General features: G+C 38.7%; 16 protein-coding genes. 11 read left to right on the top strand and 5 right to left on the bottom strand.

Going from position 1 to position 15,555, the window contains the following annotated elements; translation table 11 throughout:
• The first annotated feature begins 43 nt into the window (after window positions 1-43).
• From VZD24_RS08095 to VZD24_RS08085, 3 genes are read left to right on the top strand one after another with little or no spacing between them, the layout of a single operon-like run.
• A complete protein-coding gene (locus tag VZD24_RS08095) occupies window positions 44-1,126 on the top strand; it encodes an amidohydrolase family protein (RefSeq protein WP_279450204.1) in 1,083 nt (360 codons plus the stop codon).
• 1 nt (window position 1,127) lies between these two features.
• On the top strand, window positions 1,128-2,264 hold the full coding sequence (locus VZD24_RS08090; protein ID WP_342687364.1) for a hypothetical protein: 1,137 nt from the start codon (window positions 1,128-1,130) through the stop codon (window positions 2,262-2,264).
• A 20-nt stretch (window positions 2,265-2,284) separates the two neighbouring features.
• A complete protein-coding gene (locus tag VZD24_RS08085; protein ID WP_342687363.1) occupies window positions 2,285-2,929 on the top strand; it encodes an O-methyltransferase in 645 nt (214 codons plus the stop codon).
• 19 nt (window positions 2,930-2,948) lie between these two features.
• Here the strand turns inward: VZD24_RS08085 and VZD24_RS08080 are convergent, their stop codons facing one another.
• The 4 genes from VZD24_RS08080 to VZD24_RS08065 form a co-directional block, all read right to left on the bottom strand.
• Window positions 2,949-3,236, bottom strand: coding sequence for a Sec-independent protein translocase subunit TatA/TatB (locus tag VZD24_RS08080; protein WP_279450201.1), 288 nt, complete (start codon window positions 3,234-3,236; stop codon window positions 2,949-2,951).
• A 123-nt stretch (window positions 3,237-3,359) separates the two neighbouring features.
• Complete coding sequence (locus VZD24_RS08075) at window positions 3,360-5,666, bottom strand: M1 family metallopeptidase (RefSeq protein WP_342687362.1); 2,307 nt, start codon at window positions 5,664-5,666, stop codon at window positions 3,360-3,362.
• A 38-nt stretch (window positions 5,667-5,704) separates the two neighbouring features.
• Complete coding sequence (locus tag VZD24_RS08070; protein ID WP_279450199.1) at window positions 5,705-6,208, bottom strand: DUF6702 family protein; 504 nt, start codon at window positions 6,206-6,208, stop codon at window positions 5,705-5,707.
• Window positions 6,209-6,337: 129 nt separating this feature from the next.
• Complete coding sequence (locus tag VZD24_RS08065; protein ID WP_342687360.1) at window positions 6,338-7,156, bottom strand: BamP family beta-assembly machinery protein; 819 nt, start codon at window positions 7,154-7,156, stop codon at window positions 6,338-6,340.
• Window positions 7,157-7,245: 89 nt separating this feature from the next.
• On the opposite strand from VZD24_RS08065, the gene pepE reads away from it, so the two are divergent.
• Window positions 7,246-8,007, top strand: a complete 762-nt coding sequence (gene pepE, locus VZD24_RS08060; RefSeq protein WP_342687359.1) for a dipeptidase PepE — start codon at window positions 7,246-7,248, stop codon at window positions 8,005-8,007.
• Between the two features lie 525 nt (window positions 8,008-8,532).
• Window positions 8,533-10,275: a T9SS type A sorting domain-containing protein gene (locus tag VZD24_RS08055; RefSeq protein WP_279450196.1), complete on the top strand. Its 1,743-nt coding sequence runs from the start codon at window positions 8,533-8,535 to the stop codon at window positions 10,273-10,275.
• Between the two features lie 67 nt (window positions 10,276-10,342).
• On the opposite strand, the gene VZD24_RS08050 is transcribed toward VZD24_RS08055, so the two are convergent.
• Window positions 10,343-10,780, bottom strand: a complete 438-nt coding sequence (locus VZD24_RS08050) for a GNAT family N-acetyltransferase (protein ID WP_342687358.1) — start codon at window positions 10,778-10,780, stop codon at window positions 10,343-10,345.
• 36 nt (window positions 10,781-10,816) lie between these two features.
• On the opposite strand from VZD24_RS08050, the gene VZD24_RS08045 reads away from it, so the two are divergent.
• The 6 genes from VZD24_RS08045 to map all read left to right on the top strand — a co-directional run bounded on the left by VZD24_RS08045 (window position 10,817) and on the right by map (window position 15,547).
• A complete protein-coding gene (locus tag VZD24_RS08045; protein ID WP_342687357.1) occupies window positions 10,817-11,560 on the top strand; it encodes a M15 family metallopeptidase in 744 nt (247 codons plus the stop codon).
• Window positions 11,561-11,656: 96 nt separating this feature from the next.
• A complete protein-coding gene (gpmI, locus tag VZD24_RS08040) occupies window positions 11,657-13,174 on the top strand; it encodes a 2,3-bisphosphoglycerate-independent phosphoglycerate mutase (RefSeq protein WP_342687356.1) in 1,518 nt (505 codons plus the stop codon).
• Between the two features lie 45 nt (window positions 13,175-13,219).
• A complete protein-coding gene (locus tag VZD24_RS08035; protein ID WP_279450192.1) occupies window positions 13,220-13,651 on the top strand; it encodes a DoxX family protein in 432 nt (143 codons plus the stop codon).
• A 39-nt stretch (window positions 13,652-13,690) separates the two neighbouring features.
• Window positions 13,691-14,281, top strand: a complete 591-nt coding sequence (locus tag VZD24_RS08030) for a TlpA family protein disulfide reductase (protein ID WP_342687355.1) — start codon at window positions 13,691-13,693, stop codon at window positions 14,279-14,281.
• 50 nt (window positions 14,282-14,331) lie between these two features.
• The gene (locus tag VZD24_RS08025; protein ID WP_373693823.1) at window positions 14,332-14,736 is read left to right on the top strand and encodes a BT0820 family HAD-type phosphatase; all 405 of its coding nucleotides are present in this window, start codon (window positions 14,332-14,334) and stop codon (window positions 14,734-14,736) included.
• Window positions 14,737-14,740: 4 nt separating this feature from the next.
• Window positions 14,741-15,547 (top strand): type I methionyl aminopeptidase, encoded by an 807-nt coding sequence (map, locus tag VZD24_RS08020; protein WP_342687354.1) that lies wholly within the window; start codon window positions 14,741-14,743, stop codon window positions 15,545-15,547.
• Window positions 15,548-15,555: the final 8 nt, after the last annotated feature.

Below are 15,555 nucleotides of genomic sequence, written 5' to 3'. Positions count from 1 at the left end.
TTAGTTTAAATTAATAAGACCCCTGCCTTCGCAGGGGATTCATATGAAACGAAAACTCCGCATTAACGGCCACTCACACCTTCTACCCTATCCTGAAGAAATTCCACAGTTTATGCAGGATAAGGGAATTTTTTGGGTAGATAAAGACCGAAAATATATGCTCCAAAAAGATTGGAGCCGTCCCGTAACCGATTCCAGTTTCTTTTTAAATGAAAAATTGGAGTGGATGGAACGATTTAAAATAGATCACGCCGTGGTTTTAAACCTGTCCCAACTCTATGGAAACGGGCTGCGTGTGGAAGAAATGAAGCAAGCCTTGCGTTTTCAGAATGATTTTAACGCAAAAATTCAACATAACAATCCATCAAAATTTACCTGCGGTTTTGTAGTTCACCCTGGTTTTGTACGTGGCGCACTTTGGGAAATTGAACGCTGCGTGGAAGAACTTGGACTTCAATTGTTGTGTTTGCCTACCCATTACATGGATACCATCGGAACGTGGCGATGTATTTTTGACGAAGAAAACGAACCTATTTTTGAACTTGCTTCAAAATATAATTTAGCAGTTGAAATACATCCCTACGATGGCGAAAAATTCATAAAACTCGAAAATACCGCTTGGAGATTCCACCTTATTTGGATGCTCGCCCAATGTGCAGATGCCTATCATTTCCTAACTTTAAACGGCTACGCAGATAAATACCCAGGAATGCGGACCTGCTTTGCCCACGGCGGCCAGTTGGCACAGATAAATTTGGGAAGAAGAATTCAAGGTTTTGATGGTCGCCCCGATCTTTTTGAAGGGAAAACACATCCACGGAAATCTGTTGGACATAAAAATATTTTTTTCGACACTTTAGTTCACGACACAGGATCATTGGAATTGGTAGTAAGAAACCAAGGCGCAAAACAGGTTTTGGTTGGGCTCGATGATCCGTATCCGCTGGGCGAAATGGAAAGCGCACCCCAATCTTCATATCCAGGGAAAATTTTAGATCTTGCCTTAGAACGCAATATTGTAACCCAAGACCAGGCCGATGCCATGTGGGAAGACAATGTAATTCAGTGGTTATGTGGCGATGATGAAACCGCAAAGAAAAAATTAGTTAATCGAATTTTGGGATAAAATGACAGAAGTAGCTAAATTCTACATTCTCTCGCATATATGTATTTCCTTTATTGGCGGGGTTTTGTTGCTTGCACTTTGGTTTAATATCCGAGCGCGTTTTAGTCAACTTCTAGAAGAAAACGATTCGCAAAAACGAGTAGATAAAGGATTGCTTTACCTAAATCTGGCTATGTTTATTTGGGTAATTTCTGGATGTTGGATATATGGTGGAACCATATTCAATTATACCGAAACTCAAGGTTATCAGTTGGCAGTAAACCTATTTTCAATTGTTAACAACATGTTTTTGCTGCTGGCGCTTTTCTACTTTTATTACGCGCCGGGCTTTATTTATCATCATAAAAAAAACATCAAAAAAATTATTGCGGTTATTATTTTAACCTCGGTTCTCACATTCGTTTTGCCTTTTGTTTTGGGCGAAAATAATATCATAAAAAACATACGGATTAGCGGAATTCCGGATTTAATGCTCTCGGCATTTTTGTGCTATTTATTGGGCATTTCATTCTATAGAACTTTTGCCTATCGCGGGTTGAGAGTGATTGGCGTCATTTCAATTTTGGTGATAGTTTTGATTTTCGTTTCCCAAATTTCTGAAGTTTTTCTCACCTTCGGAAATGATTTCAGCAACAACTTCATCAAAATTATTGCGAAAACTTCCTTGATTTCAATCTTTTTGGTTTTGGCGACAACTTGGGTTATTCGGCTTGCAAGCACACCAAAACCGAATGAAATTACAATCCATTTTTTGGATTGGAGTTTGGTGAAACTAAACATCCCAACGAAAAACATTTACGATCAGACTATCGATTTTGGATCAAAAACCACGCAGTATAAAAATCTTTTGAAATTTGCCATCCGCAGAAAATACACCGAAGGCGAAGCGCAGACTATTCCTGTAAACCTTGGTGGAGAAATTAAAAACCAAACATATCTTACCCGAATTATTGAAAATATAAATGATATTCTACAATTGGATGATTCGCAAAAACTGGATCGGCGCGATCTTTTCACCTTTATTGGGGAAAGTAAATATCGTTTGCGAATAGTGCCGAATAACATTTCAATCAATAAAAGATTGTTGGATGAATTTGTTGAGAGCACTGAAAACAAAACGTATAAAGAATTGATTTAAGACACGAAAACTACATAGCCATGGATTTCCTTCCCGAAAAAATAAACGATTACGTAGAAAAACATTCACATCCTGAACCAAAATTACTTCAAAAATTAAACCGGGAAACTTGGCAGAAACAGCTGCAACCACGCATGCTGAGCGGACATTTACAAGGCCGGATTTTGAGTATGCTTTCAAAATTGATTCGTCCTCAAAACATTTTGGAAATTGGTACCTATACGGGGTATTCGGCACTTTGTTTAGCGGAAGGGATACAGGAAAATGGCGAACTTCACACCATAGACATCAACGAGGAATTGTATGATTTCCAACGAAAATATTTTAATGAATCACCTTTCGGAAAGCAGATTTTTCAGCATTTGGGAAATGCTTTGGAGGTCATTCCTAAACTCGAAAAAACCTTCGATTTGGTGTTTATTGATGCCGACAAAAATAATTATCCCAACTATTTGGAAATCATTCTTCCAAAGTTAAAAAAGGGGTCAGTGATTTTAAGCGATAATGTACTGTGGAGCGGAAAGGTTGTTGAAGAATTGAAGGAAGGCGATGACGATACAAAAGCTCTACTACACTATAATAAACTCTTGAACGAGCATTCAAAACTGGAAACTGTAATTCTCCCTATTCGGGATGGCCTAACTATTTCGCGATATATTGGCTAAAATAAATTCAGATAAAATTTTAGAATCTTCTTTTAACGGGGCCAGTAACTTCTTCAACGTCTTCTTTTACTTTGTCTATTTGTTGTTTAACGTCTTTAGAAATATCAATATCTATCCCTTGTTTTTCGGCACTTTTGGTAATTTCCGATTTAATATCGTTTGTGGCATCTTTTACTTGTCGCATAGCTTTGCCCAGGCCACGTGCAATTTCCGGCACTTTGTCTGCGCCAAACACTAGGAGTATTATAAACAAAATAAACCCTATTTCGGCGCCACTGATAAAAAGAAAAATTGCCTGTGAAATCATGGTACAAATATAGTAATGACTTATGATTTTTTGGTGCTCCGGGTAGAGTTTTTCTAAAATTGAATTAATGCAAAAATTCCTTCTTCACAGCCTTTGGAAGAAGGAATTTAAAGCATTTATCTTTTAGTCTGTTTTGGTTTTATTTTTGAATTTATCAAAAGCACCCAATTTTTTGCGTTTTGGCCAAGTATTGTTGCTCGTGTCAATGTCGGCGGTTTCTTCGTCTGGATCTACCTCAATTTTGATAATTTCTTTTTCAGATCCAAAAAACTTGCCAACGGATTCATCATTTTTGCGCCATATTTCAGCAGGATAGGTTATTCTTTCAGAGCTTCCATCGCTGTAAGTCAACTGAACAATTATTGGCATCGGGATTCCTCCGGGCTTTTCAAATATAATCTCGTAGAAAAATCTCGGATTTTTTAGGTTGGCCCGCTCTTCCGCAGGAATATTATCGGCTATATATTCCTTAAGCGTTTTTACGTCTTCAATTTTCACATCGCGCATACTTTCCTCAAAATCCTCACTATCCTCTTTTACAAAATATACCAAAGGCGGCAAATCGCTCTCCTTTATACCATTGGCGTCCATCATTTGTCTGGCTTCCGTATTTATTTTGGAAGTAACGTAAAATTTCTTCACCTCTTTCACGCCAATATCCACATAATCGGTTGTGTAGAACCACTCTCTCCAGTACCAATCCAGATCGATTGCGGAGGCATCTTCCATCGTCCTGAAAAAATCCTCAGGAGTAGGGTGCTTAAACATCCAGCGGTTGGCGTAGGTTTTAAAGGCGAAATCGAAAAGTTCACGACCCATAATGGTCTCGCGAAGAATGTTAAGTGCCGTTGCAGGTTTTGCATAGGCATTTGCGCCAAAATTATAGGTATTGAGCCCCTTGGTCATAATGGGCGCCAACTGGCTTTGATCGCCTGCCATATAATCAACTATGTTTTTTGCGGGACCGCGACGAGACGGATATTTTCTGTTAGGCGCAATAGCTTCTGGGTATTCCTCTCCAAAATCCTGCTCTGCCACGTATTGTGTAAATGTATTTAAACCTTCATCCATCCACGTCCATTGGCGCTCGTCGCTATTTACGATCATCGGGAAATAGTTATGCCCCACTTCGTGGATTATCACGCTTATCATTCCATATTTTGTACGGTCGCTGATGGTTCCATCTTTGTTTGGGCGTCCGTGGTTCCAGCAAATCATGGGGTATTCCATTCCCTGGTTTTTTGCACTTACCGAAATTGCCTTTGGGTAGGGGTAATCAAAAGTCATCCGAGAATAGGTCTTTAAAGTACTGGCAACCGCTCGGGTGGACCAATCTTCCCAAAGTGGATTGGATTCGGGTGGATATAGTGACACTGCCATTACGGAACCACTGCCCATTTTCACGGCCATCATATCCCAAATGTATTTTCGGGAAGTTGCAAAGGCATAGTCGCGCACGTTCTCGGCCTTAAATTTCCAAGTTCTTTTTGCCGTTGCAAAACCTTTTGAAGCGGCTTCCGCTTCGGCTTGGGTTACGATGACGACAGGCTTGTCAAATGATTTTTTGGCGGCTTCATAGCGTGCCATCATTTCCTTGGTGAAAATATCCTTTCTATTTTGAAGTTCTCCCGTGGCATCCAGTATGTGGTCTGCGGGCACGGTGATGTTCACTTCAAAATTTCCGAAGGGCAACGCAAACTCATCCCTTCCCCAAAACTGACTGTGCTGCCAGCCTTCCACATCGTTATAAACCGCCATCCGGGGATAGAATTGGGCGATGACATAACCGCGATTGCCGTCCTCAAACGTTTCGTACCCGCTACGAGCCCGATCTACCACATGGTCGTTGATGTTATACCACCACTTTATTGAATAGACGAATTTTTCTCCGGGCTTTAAAACTTTCGGCATATCAATCCGCATCATCGTCTGGTTGATGGTATATTTCAACGGATTGCCCTTGGCGTCCTTTACTTCAAGAATATTGAACCCGCCGTCAAACGGGGTCCACATATAATTCTTTACAAAATTTTCGGCCATATCGCCAGGGAGTGCATCGGAAGGCTCAATCAAGGGTGACTTTGAGTCCTTTGCCCTTTTGTTCTGGTCCAATTGCACCCAAAGAAACTCAAGCGGGTCGGGCGAATTGTTTGAATAGGTAATGGTTTCAAAACCCGAAAGTTTCTTGTTTTTATCGTCCAATTCTATGTCCATAACATAGTCCGCCTGTTGCTGGTAATAGCTGGGACCCGGCGCGCCGCTTGCAGTTCGAAACATATTGGGTGTTGAAAATTCTTGATAGAGTTGTTTAAAACGATTGGTGTTGTAGTGGCCAGATTCTCGCTTGTTGTTTTCAGTTTCGTCCTGCGCAGATACTGTCGCTGAAGCTAAAAATAGCACCGTAAGAAATAGGGATTTGAATACTTTCATATTAATTCTGGTATTTTAAAAAATAGGTTGGCAATGTATTAATTAAATTTTAATTTTCCCCGTGGCTCATCATTGTCGAGAATCAAACTTCGTCGGGTAGTCGGGGTTTTTAAATGAATTATGTTTTGCTGTTCACTAAACATTTCTAGCAACACTTTATTTTCAATTTCAATAGTTTTTAATTCCTTTAAATCTACAACCTCCAAATAAGCAACCAGCATATCGGTATCGTATTCCTTTCCCAAATAATTGAGTTTTACAGCACTGCCGTTCACTTTAATATGAATTTTCTCCAAAAGATAGTTTTGTAAAACTTCATTGGTTGTGGGCGTTTCTTTTTCTGTGTCCAGTGAAAGTGAAGAATCATACCGTTGCTGAAGTGCATCTTCAATATCGTCAGTAAAAATTTTAGCAATAATCTGAAGCGAATTTTTTTCCTTTACATATTCAATTTTAGTAATACTTACGTAAAATTTATGCGCATTTGAACCTGACATTAAAGGAAAAACAAGCAATAAAAGGAGAATTTTAGAAAACTTCATGTAAGGGGAAAATTAATAAAAATATAAGACGGGCATTACGAATAAATGTTACAAATTTCAAGGAAAGTTTCAAAACAGCATTGGCATCTTTTTTCAGTTTAAAAAAGTCCAGAAAAATTGTAGGCCAATTTATTCACTTCGTTTTTTATATTCTTCACTTTTTGTAAAAAGAAATTCCATTAATTGCATTTCGTTTTCTGGTTTCAACAATTCCTTTTCCAAACCATTCTCTTGAACAAAAAACAGAAAATCAACGGCCTTTTCTTCAGCAATATTAAAATTAGCAGCAATAAAATCTTTACTAAAACGCTGTTGAATATTATTGCTAATTGTATTTTGATCGTCTTGTTGTTCTACGGGCGATATTTTATTTCCTTTTGGAAAAAGCATCTGTGCCACCCCGCCTAATAGCGCTAAAACATTGGCTCCATTGGTAAGCGCATTGCCGTGGAGGGCTTCCTCGGCTGCATTGCCAGCAATGGCTGTTTTATCGTCTGGCACAAAAGTATAACCGTATTCCAAATTCCCGTAACTGAGATCCCAATCTTTAGTAACGTTATAGGTTGGTATTTTTTTTACATCCACATTTATATTTCCGGAGAGATCGTACGGCCGTACCACTACTTCCTCTAACTGATTTACGGCAGGATTTAAAAAAATATTCATTTTCCGTCTATCCACAATTTCCTTATCAATTACCACGGTAAACGATTGGTATTGCAGCGCGGCAATTTGCACGCGGTCATTTTCGGCCAAATTAATTTCAAAACTTCCATCGGCGTTGGTAATAGTCCCATTTTGCGAAGATATATTGTACACAGAAATACCTTCTGCATCTTCGCCTTGAGGCACGTGTATTTTACCCGATACTTTTGTGCGCTTTATATCCTGTGCAATTAAAGTAGAAGAAACTGCGATAAAGAAAAAAAGGAGTAGTTTTTTTGTCATTCACTAAAAGTACATATTTGTTTTGTTAGTGAAAAGGTAAAGTTTACGTTTTCAATGGTTAAATTTACACATCTTAAAAATTGAATATTATGAATCACGCAGATGAAAATAAATTCGAACCGGGCCAACCCACAGAAAACCATGCTACGCGGCAATTAATTATAGCAAGCACAAGCACCGTTTTTGGTGGGGAATACTTAGATTATTTAACCGAAGAAATGGCACAACTTTTTAAAGATACTGATGAAATTATATTTATTCCCTATGCCCGACCCGGCGGAATTAGCCACGATGAATACACCGATAGAGCAGCAAAAATCTTCAAAAAAATAAACAAGAAGTTGGTTGGATTGCATACGTTTAAAAACCCAATTGAGGCTCTAAAAACTGCCAAAGGTGTATTTACAGGGGGCGGCAACACATTTGTTTTGGTGAGTTCTCTTTATCGGTTACAACTAATGCAACCACTACGTGAAGCAATTTTTAATGGCTTGCCATACTTGGGAACAAGTGCCGGCAGCAACATCTGCGGTCTTTCTATGCAAACAACCAACGATATGCCAATAGTCTATCCGCCATCATTTAAAACCTTGGGCGTTATTCCGTTTAACTTAAATCCGCATTATTTAGATCCAAATCCAGATAGCAAACATATGGGCGAGACTCGCGAAACCCGGATTGCCGAATTTCATACACAAAGCACCGTGCCAGTGGTGGGGCTGCGCGAAGGTAGTTGGCTTCGAGTTATAAATAACAAGATTATCCTCAAAGGAAAGTTTAAAGCGCGAATTTTTGAACAGGGAAAGCAACCGTATGAAATAGAACCCGATACGTTGATCAACTTTCTGTAAAAGGTTCAAAAGTGTGAGTGTGATTTAGGTTTTCACCTATATTTATAATTCCTTTACAAAATGATAGCCCTTTGCTACAAAGCCTTGATTGTAGAAAAATTTATGTGAATAACTATTGAACACGACCCAATTAGAGAGTTTTTTCTTTACATAATCTTTCACAAAACCGATTGGCATTCCAGCTAACTAAACACCCATAAATTAATAATTATGGGTTGAAATTTCCTACTTGCATATCTTTAGAATTACTTCAAAAAAAGAAAAATCTCTTTGTTTTTTTAAAGACCTGGCAGTATTTTTTTTGAGATTAGTATATTTTTTTATATAGCTTTTATATATTTGTATATCAGATAGTTATAGTTGTTTAGTTGCTTGGTAAACATGTTATTACTTTAAGCACATGGAAGTTTTTCCTACAATTATTACTCAAACTTAGAAAACAATTATTCAATAAAATGATATAGAAGTAAACAAGGCAGAAACCGAAAAGCCAAAACAGAGTAGGTAACCTAAAAAACAACCGAAATGAAAACAAAACTACTTTTATTTCTTGTAAGTGCTTTTTGTTCACTACAAATACAAGCACAGACCTTTCAGAAAAGTGTAACTACGAACGACCAAAGACACTTTCACGACCTTAACATCGAACCTGCGAATGACGGAACCGATGATTATTTTGTTTGCGGAAACCTTTTTGATGCATCCATGCAAAACTATACGCCATTTCTACAGCGAGTAGATGCTTCCGGTACTGTTATTTGGCATAAAGATTATACCGTCTCCTTGCCTAAAGCCCGTTTTTTCGACATTGAGCCATACCAAATTTCTGGCCTGCCCTCCGAAGTTGCCATAACGGGATCCATTGATGTAAATGGTGTGAAAAATGTATTTATTGCTAAAGTAAATGCAGCTACAGGCGCAATGGTAAACGCAAAAAGTTACAGTATTCCCAACCCGAGTTTCAATTCAAGAGGGTTGCACATCTCCTATGTCATTAACGATGCCAATGGCGATGGTTTAAATGAAGAAGGTTTCGTTGTGGGTGGTTTTAACAGTGATTCGTATGCCGTATCTACGGGAGCGGCCAATGCGGGTTTTGTTATGCGGGTTTACGGTACCTTGGGCGTATTTTGGGTGCTGCATACCAACAGCACTTCCGGCAGCCAAGATTTTGATGCGGTAAACAATATTACCGAAACCAGTGATGGCTATTTTCTTACGGGAAGTACCAACGATGTGAATACGGGGCAACTCTCCATTCTGGCACAAAAAATCGATTTTCAAGGAAACTTGGTGTGGAATAAAAGCCACGTATTTGGAAACTCCCAAGATGTAAGTGTTGATGCGTATTACGAAGCAAGTACAGATCAAATCTATATGCTTTCCAATTATTCCGCAACCCATCTTTTTGGAGTCGCTGTATTGGATAATGTAACCGGCAACATCAACAGTGCCCAAAGTTGGGTGGCAACTTCAAACGAACTAAACCGCTATGGTTTTACCCTTATGGAGTCGTTTCAAAATAGCAACAACTTGGTCATTACAGGGTATGACAGAACCGAAAACTGGACTGACTCTGCTGGAAACAACCATTTTGGACAAAGCAATATTTTTGTTTACGAATTTGAAAAGGGCTCTGGAAACCCCGTGTCTGCGAACTATCAATATTTAGTTACCCATTCCGAGCCTTCTGGGGACGAATTCAATTTTTGGAACGGACAAATGCCCCTTATCTATTATCCTGATATCAGTTTTGGAGCTATTGGCGACGATGGCCTGGCCTATTATTTTCATGTAGGATATAAAACCGATCCCAGTATTACGTACACAGAAGCAGATCTGTTCAAAACATTGCCCGACAAAATAAACGATTGTGACAAACTGGACATTGCGATCAATCCAACGCCCACAAATTTTGATTTCGTAAATGCCACGGCGGTAATTACAGATGAAATGGACCAAAATATCCAAGTCAACCCCACAGAATTACCTACTATTTCCAGTGATTGCACCCCTACTCTTTCGGTAGGAAGCAACGATATTGAAAACCTCAATATCTTTCCTAATCCCGCTACCGACTACATAAATATTACCACCAAGGATGCAGTTGTATATAGTATTTATGACAGTATGGGAAGAAGTGTTAAACAGGGAATGTTATCCAACGGTCAATCTATTTACATAGCAGATTTGCAACAGGGAGTATATTTTATATCTATTACTAACAAAGCACAGTTGCAGGGCACTTTTAAATTGGTGAAAGAATAACATCCTTCTTGAGTATGTACATTAAGATTCCGTATCGAAGGACACGGAATCTTTCTTTTCAATAAAATTAATCCAGCTCTTTCACAAAATGATAGCCCTTTGCTACAAAGCCTTGATTGTAGAAAAATTTATGTGAAGGAAAATTATGCACATAACTATTTAGTTCCACCCAATTACATTCTTTAGTTTTTGCGTATTGGCTCACAAAAGCGACTAATTTTTTACCCACACCGCGGCCCCGGTACGCATCGTCTATTATAACGTGATCCATTTCCAGGCTTCTTCCAGCATAATGTCGAGTCTGAAACCACAGGCCGCAGGCACCGATCAATAGTTCGGAATCATAAATACCGAGACATTCGTAATTTTGCTCGGTCATTTCCTGCAAGCGTTCCTTTAATAGGTTTTCAGCAACGGCGAAATTTCCTAATTTTTGCATCAATGGAATAATACTAAAAATTTCCTGGGGATCAATAAAACTGATTGAAATGGCGTTATCTTTCAAAATATTGGTACTTTTAAAACTTCACTAAATTATAAAATGAAGCGAAACGAATTTATTAAAATTTCGGGTATTGCAGGGCTAAGTTTAGTCATTTTTCCACAATTTTCATTTAAGAGCTTTTCTGAAAAATTTACGCGGAACCAATTAATTGGAAAAGGAAACCCAGATATTGTTGGAGATAGTTATACTTCTAAAATGCATAAATCTGCAAAGGAAGCATTCCATAAAATGAAGATTGCCGCCGAAAAAGAAAATATAAATATTGAAGTGGTTTCTGCCTACCGAAGTTTTCAGCGGCAGAAAGAAATATTTGAAGGAAAGTACAAACGATTTACCAATCAGGGCCTTTTACCCGAAAAAGCACTCGAAAAAATAATTGAATATTCCACCATTCCCGGTACTTCGCGCCATCATTGGGGAACAGATATTGACATTATTGATGCCAATGCTCCTCGCCCCGCAAATGTACTGATGCCTGAAAATTTTCACGGCAATGGGCCATTTTGTAAACTTAAAATGTGGTTAAACGAAAATGCCGAAAAATTTAATTTTTACGAAGTTTATACAGATAATGGCAACCGAAAAGGATTTAAATATGAGCCGTGGCACTTTAGTTATGCGCCAATTTCCGTCCCGATGCTAGAAGAATACAAAGAAAGAATTAATGTTATAGAAATGCTTTCGGAAGAAAAGATTTTAGGAAACGAGCATTTTTCCGAAGAGTTTGTTTCAAAATACGTGAAAGAAAATATTTTCGATATTAACCCGAAATTGCTTTAAATGATTCAACCCTTCGACTGCGTTTAGGGTGAAGGTTAAAAAAGTTTAAATTTTCGAATTCATAAACTTTTAAACTCATAAACTTATCTTTGCATCATGAATAAAAAAGTACTTTTAATGATACTCGATGGCTGGGGAATTACGCAAGACCCTGCCGTTTCTGCCATCGCGCAGGCCAACACGCCTTTTATCGATTCGCTATATAAAAAATATCCGCACGCGCAACTGCTAACTCACGGAATGAACGTTGGTTTGCCCGACGGCCAAATGGGTAATAGTGAGGTAGGCCATATGAATCTTGGCGCTGGAAGAATAGTTTATCAAGATCTTGCCAAAATTAATATGGCGGTTGAAAGTGGAACGCTTAAAAGTGAACCAGAGTTGGAAAAAGCATTCAATCACGCTATTTATCACAATAAAAAAGTTCACTTTATAGGTCTAGTTTCCAACGGTGGGGTACATTCGCATATAAACCATTTAAAAGGATTGCTTTCTGCGGCACAGCAATTTGGGATAAATGATATGTATGTACACGCCTTTACCGATGGCCGCGATGTAGATCCACATTCTGGTAAGGGATTTATGGAAAGCCTGCAGAATCATTTGGAAAAAACAGGCGGCAAACTGGCATCAGTTATTGGCCGCTATTACGCCATGGATCGCGATAAACGTTGGGAGCGCGTAAAAAAAGCCTATGATTTATTGCGCTTTGGAAAGGGGAAACCTTCAAAAGATGCTTTGCAAAGTATTGAAGAGAGTTATGCCGAAGGAATTACCGATGAATTTATGGAGCCTATCGTTATGACAAATTCGGAAGGAAAACCCGTTGCTACAATTGAAAAAGACGACGTTGTAATTTTCTTCAATTTTAGAACTGATCGCGGCAGGCAACTCACCGAAGTTTTAACACAAAAGAATTATGAAACATTTGGAATGAAAACCCTTCCCCTTTATTTCGTAACCCTTACCAATTACGACGATTCCTTCGGAAACATTCACGTAGTTTACAATAAGGAAAACCTTCACCATACTTTGGGCGAAGTTTTGGAGAGCAATAAAAAGAAGCAAATTCGCATTGCCGAAACCGAGAAATATCCACACGTAACCTTCTTTTTTTCGGGGGGAAGAGAGCTTCCTTTTGAAGGCGAAAAACGAATTCTTTGCCCCTCGCCTACCGTAGCCACGTACGATCTAAAGCCCGAAATGAGCGCCTACGAATTACGCGATATGATTTTGCCCGAGATTGAAAAAGAAACAGCCGAATTTATTTGTTTAAATTTTGCAAATCCTGATATGGTAGGCCATACCGGTGTTTTTGAAGCAGCAGTAAAAGCTTGTGAAACTGTGGATAACTGCGCTCGGGCAATCGTAGAGCAAGCCTTGGAAAGCCATTATGTAACAATTATAATTGCAGATCACGGCAATAGCGAAACCATGCGAAATCCCGACGGCTCACCCAATACGGCGCATACCACCAATCCGGTACCAATCATAATTGTTGATGATGAAATTAAAGCTGTTAAAGATGGTGTTTTGGGAGATATTGCCCCAACCATCCTGAAAATTATGGGCATTGAAAAACCCGAAATTATGAGGCAGGAAACTTTGGTGTAATTTATAGGTAAGAAATTATAACGCGGTACGACTTAAACTTATGTAATGGTCAAAAAAATTATCAAACTCTTTCTTAGACTTGCAATTGCTGCGGGATTTCTTTCTGCAGTAGCAGACCGATTCGGATGGTGGCCAGCAGATGTATCGGCTTGGGGAAATTGGAATAGTTTTTTAGAATACACCGAAATAATAAATCCGTGGATTCCTATTTCATTAATTCCTACGGTAGCTATTGTGGCTACTGTGGCCGAAGTTGTTTTTGCATTGTGTCTATTACTTGGGTTTAAAACTGAATTTTTTGCAAAACTAAGTGGGATTCTCTTAATGCTATTTGCCCTATCTATGACGTTTTCCACAGGAGTAAAAGGCGTTTTTGATTATTCGGTTTTTAGTGCTGCCGCAGCTGCCTTTGCTCTAAGTTTATTAAAGGAAAAATATTTAGAAATAGACACGCTACTTCATAAAAAAACAGATTAGAAAATCCAACCAATATCATTTAAACTTTAAAATAGAGCTATGAAAAAAATACTTTTCATTTTTTCGGTAATCACACTAGTTGCCTGCAATTCTTCGAAAGAAAAAAAGAAAACAGACGAAAATATTTCAAAAGAAATAATTTCAGAAAACAACAAAGAAAAAATAAACGATACCGTTCCATACGAAGATTCGGTAATGCTTTTGGGAAAAGCCAATCGCAACGGATTTAAAATGGAAGCTTTTAACAATTGGTTCAATAGTGGCTACGAAAGTTATAGCGCAGATTCTGAAGTAATGCAACAGTTAAAGCCACTTTTAATAGATGTAACTATCACTGTTTTTATGGGAACTTGGTGCGAAGACAGCCAGCGCGAAACCCCGCATTTATACAAAATCTTGGACACTGCAGGTTTTCAGGAATCTGACCTTACATTAATTACTGTTTCTGAAGAAAAAACAACACCACAAGGTTTTGAAGAAGGACAAGATATTAATTATGTTCCCACAATTATTTTCAATAAAAACGGCACGGAATTGGGCCGAATAGTAGAATACCCAATCACAAGTCTGGAAAAAGATATGTTGGCTATTTTAAGCGGACAAGAATACAAACATGCTTACGCAGAATAAACTTTAGCAATGGTATAATTCTTTGTAAATTTGCGGCTTGAAAAACGATGATGATTAGAGAAACTTTCACCATAGCCGTAGATTTTGACGGCACTATTGTAGAAGACGCTTATCCAAATATTGGCCGCCCAATAATATTTGCTTTTGAAACCTTAAAAAAGTTACAGAGCCAGGGGCACCGACTAATTTTATGGACATACCGCAAAGGCCGTACTTTAGACGAAGCTGTGGCATTCTGCAAAGAAAATGGAATTGTTTTTTACGCCGTAAACAACAGTTTTCCCGAAGAAGAATTTGACACTACCCACAGCCGAAAAATACACGCTGACGTATTTATTGACGACCGCAATATCGGGGGATTAAAAAGTTGGGGCGAAATATACCAACAACTTGTTGGCGAACTACCTGCAAAAGCACAAACACGAAAAAAAGGATTTTTCTCCTTTTTAAAATAGCATTATGATAATACCCAAAACAAGAGAAGAAATAGAATTGATGCGCGAGAGCGCTTTAGTGGTATCGCGTACGCTAGGCATGCTCGCAAATGAAGTAAAGCCGGGCGTTACTACAAATCAATTAAACAAAATGGCCGAAGATTATATTAGAAGCCAAGACGCTATCCCTGGATTTTTGGGATTGTACGACTGTCCTTCTACGCTGCTAACCAGTGTAAATGAAGCCGTAGTCCACGGATTACCTACAGATATTCCGTTAAAGGAAGGCGATATCGTAGCTATTGACTGTGGCGCTATTAAAAATGGATTTTATGGCGACCATGCATATACTTTTGAAATAGGGGAAGTTGATCCAGAAATTAAAAAATTGCTTAAAATCACGAAAGAATCGCTCTATATTGGTATCCGTGAGTTTAAAGCTGGGAACCGTGTGGGCGATGTAGGATATGCAATTCAAAATTATTGTGAAGCACAGGGTTACGGTGTTGTTCGCGAATTAGTGGGGCATGGTTTGGGTAGAAAAATGCACGAAGACCCCGAAATGCCAAACTACGGACGTCGTGGTCGTGGGAAAAAATTTATTGAAGGAATGACTATTGCTTTAGAACCTATGATAAATATGGGCACTCACAAAGTAAAGCAATTAAGTGACGGCTGGACCATTGTTACGCAAGATGGGAAACCAAGCGCACACTTTGAACACAACATTGCCTTAGTTAACGGCAAACCTGAATTGCTTTCTACGTTCGATTATGTTTACGAAGCGTTGGGTATTGTGAGTGATGAGGAGAAGGAATTTAGAAATAGCTGAAGAAGTTA

Origin of the sequence: Aequorivita flava (assembly GCF_038742595.1) — a bacterium.
GTDB classification, from domain to species: Bacteria; Bacteroidota; Bacteroidia; order Flavobacteriales; family Flavobacteriaceae; genus Aequorivita; species Aequorivita marisscotiae.
The sequence above is the reverse complement of the archived record's forward strand: the minus strand, read 5'-3'. Positions and strand labels throughout refer to the sequence as shown.

Coding starts and splice junctions, on each gene's coding strand:
- VZD24_RS08095 (WP_279450204.1), top strand. CDS start 44: ATGAAACGAAAACTCCGCATTAACGGCCACTCACACCTTCTACCCTAT.
- VZD24_RS08090 (WP_342687364.1), top strand. CDS start 1,128: ATGACAGAAGTAGCTAAATTCTACATTCTCTCGCATATATGTATTTCC.
- VZD24_RS08085 (WP_342687363.1), top strand. CDS start 2,285: ATGGATTTCCTTCCCGAAAAAATAAACGATTACGTAGAAAAACATTCA.
- VZD24_RS08080 (WP_279450201.1), bottom strand. CDS start 3,236: ATGATTTCACAGGCAATTTTTCTTTTTATCAGTGGCGCCGAAATAGGG.
- VZD24_RS08075 (WP_342687362.1), bottom strand. CDS start 5,666: ATGAAAGTATTCAAATCCCTATTTCTTACGGTGCTATTTTTAGCTTCA.
- VZD24_RS08070 (WP_279450199.1), bottom strand. CDS start 6,208: ATGAAGTTTTCTAAAATTCTCCTTTTATTGCTTGTTTTTCCTTTAATG.
- VZD24_RS08065 (WP_342687360.1), bottom strand. CDS start 7,156: ATGACAAAAAAACTACTCCTTTTTTTCTTTATCGCAGTTTCTTCTACT.
- pepE (WP_342687359.1), top strand. CDS start 7,246: ATGAATCACGCAGATGAAAATAAATTCGAACCGGGCCAACCCACAGAA.
- VZD24_RS08055 (WP_279450196.1), top strand. CDS start 8,533: ATGAAAACAAAACTACTTTTATTTCTTGTAAGTGCTTTTTGTTCACTA.
- VZD24_RS08045 (WP_342687357.1), top strand. CDS start 10,817: ATGAAGCGAAACGAATTTATTAAAATTTCGGGTATTGCAGGGCTAAGT.
- gpmI (WP_342687356.1), top strand. CDS start 11,657: ATGAATAAAAAAGTACTTTTAATGATACTCGATGGCTGGGGAATTACG.
- VZD24_RS08035 (WP_279450192.1), top strand. CDS start 13,220: ATGGTCAAAAAAATTATCAAACTCTTTCTTAGACTTGCAATTGCTGCG.
- VZD24_RS08030 (WP_342687355.1), top strand. CDS start 13,691: ATGAAAAAAATACTTTTCATTTTTTCGGTAATCACACTAGTTGCCTGC.
- VZD24_RS08025 (WP_373693823.1), top strand. CDS start 14,332: ATGATTAGAGAAACTTTCACCATAGCCGTAGATTTTGACGGCACTATT.
- map (WP_342687354.1), top strand. CDS start 14,741: ATGATAATACCCAAAACAAGAGAAGAAATAGAATTGATGCGCGAGAGC.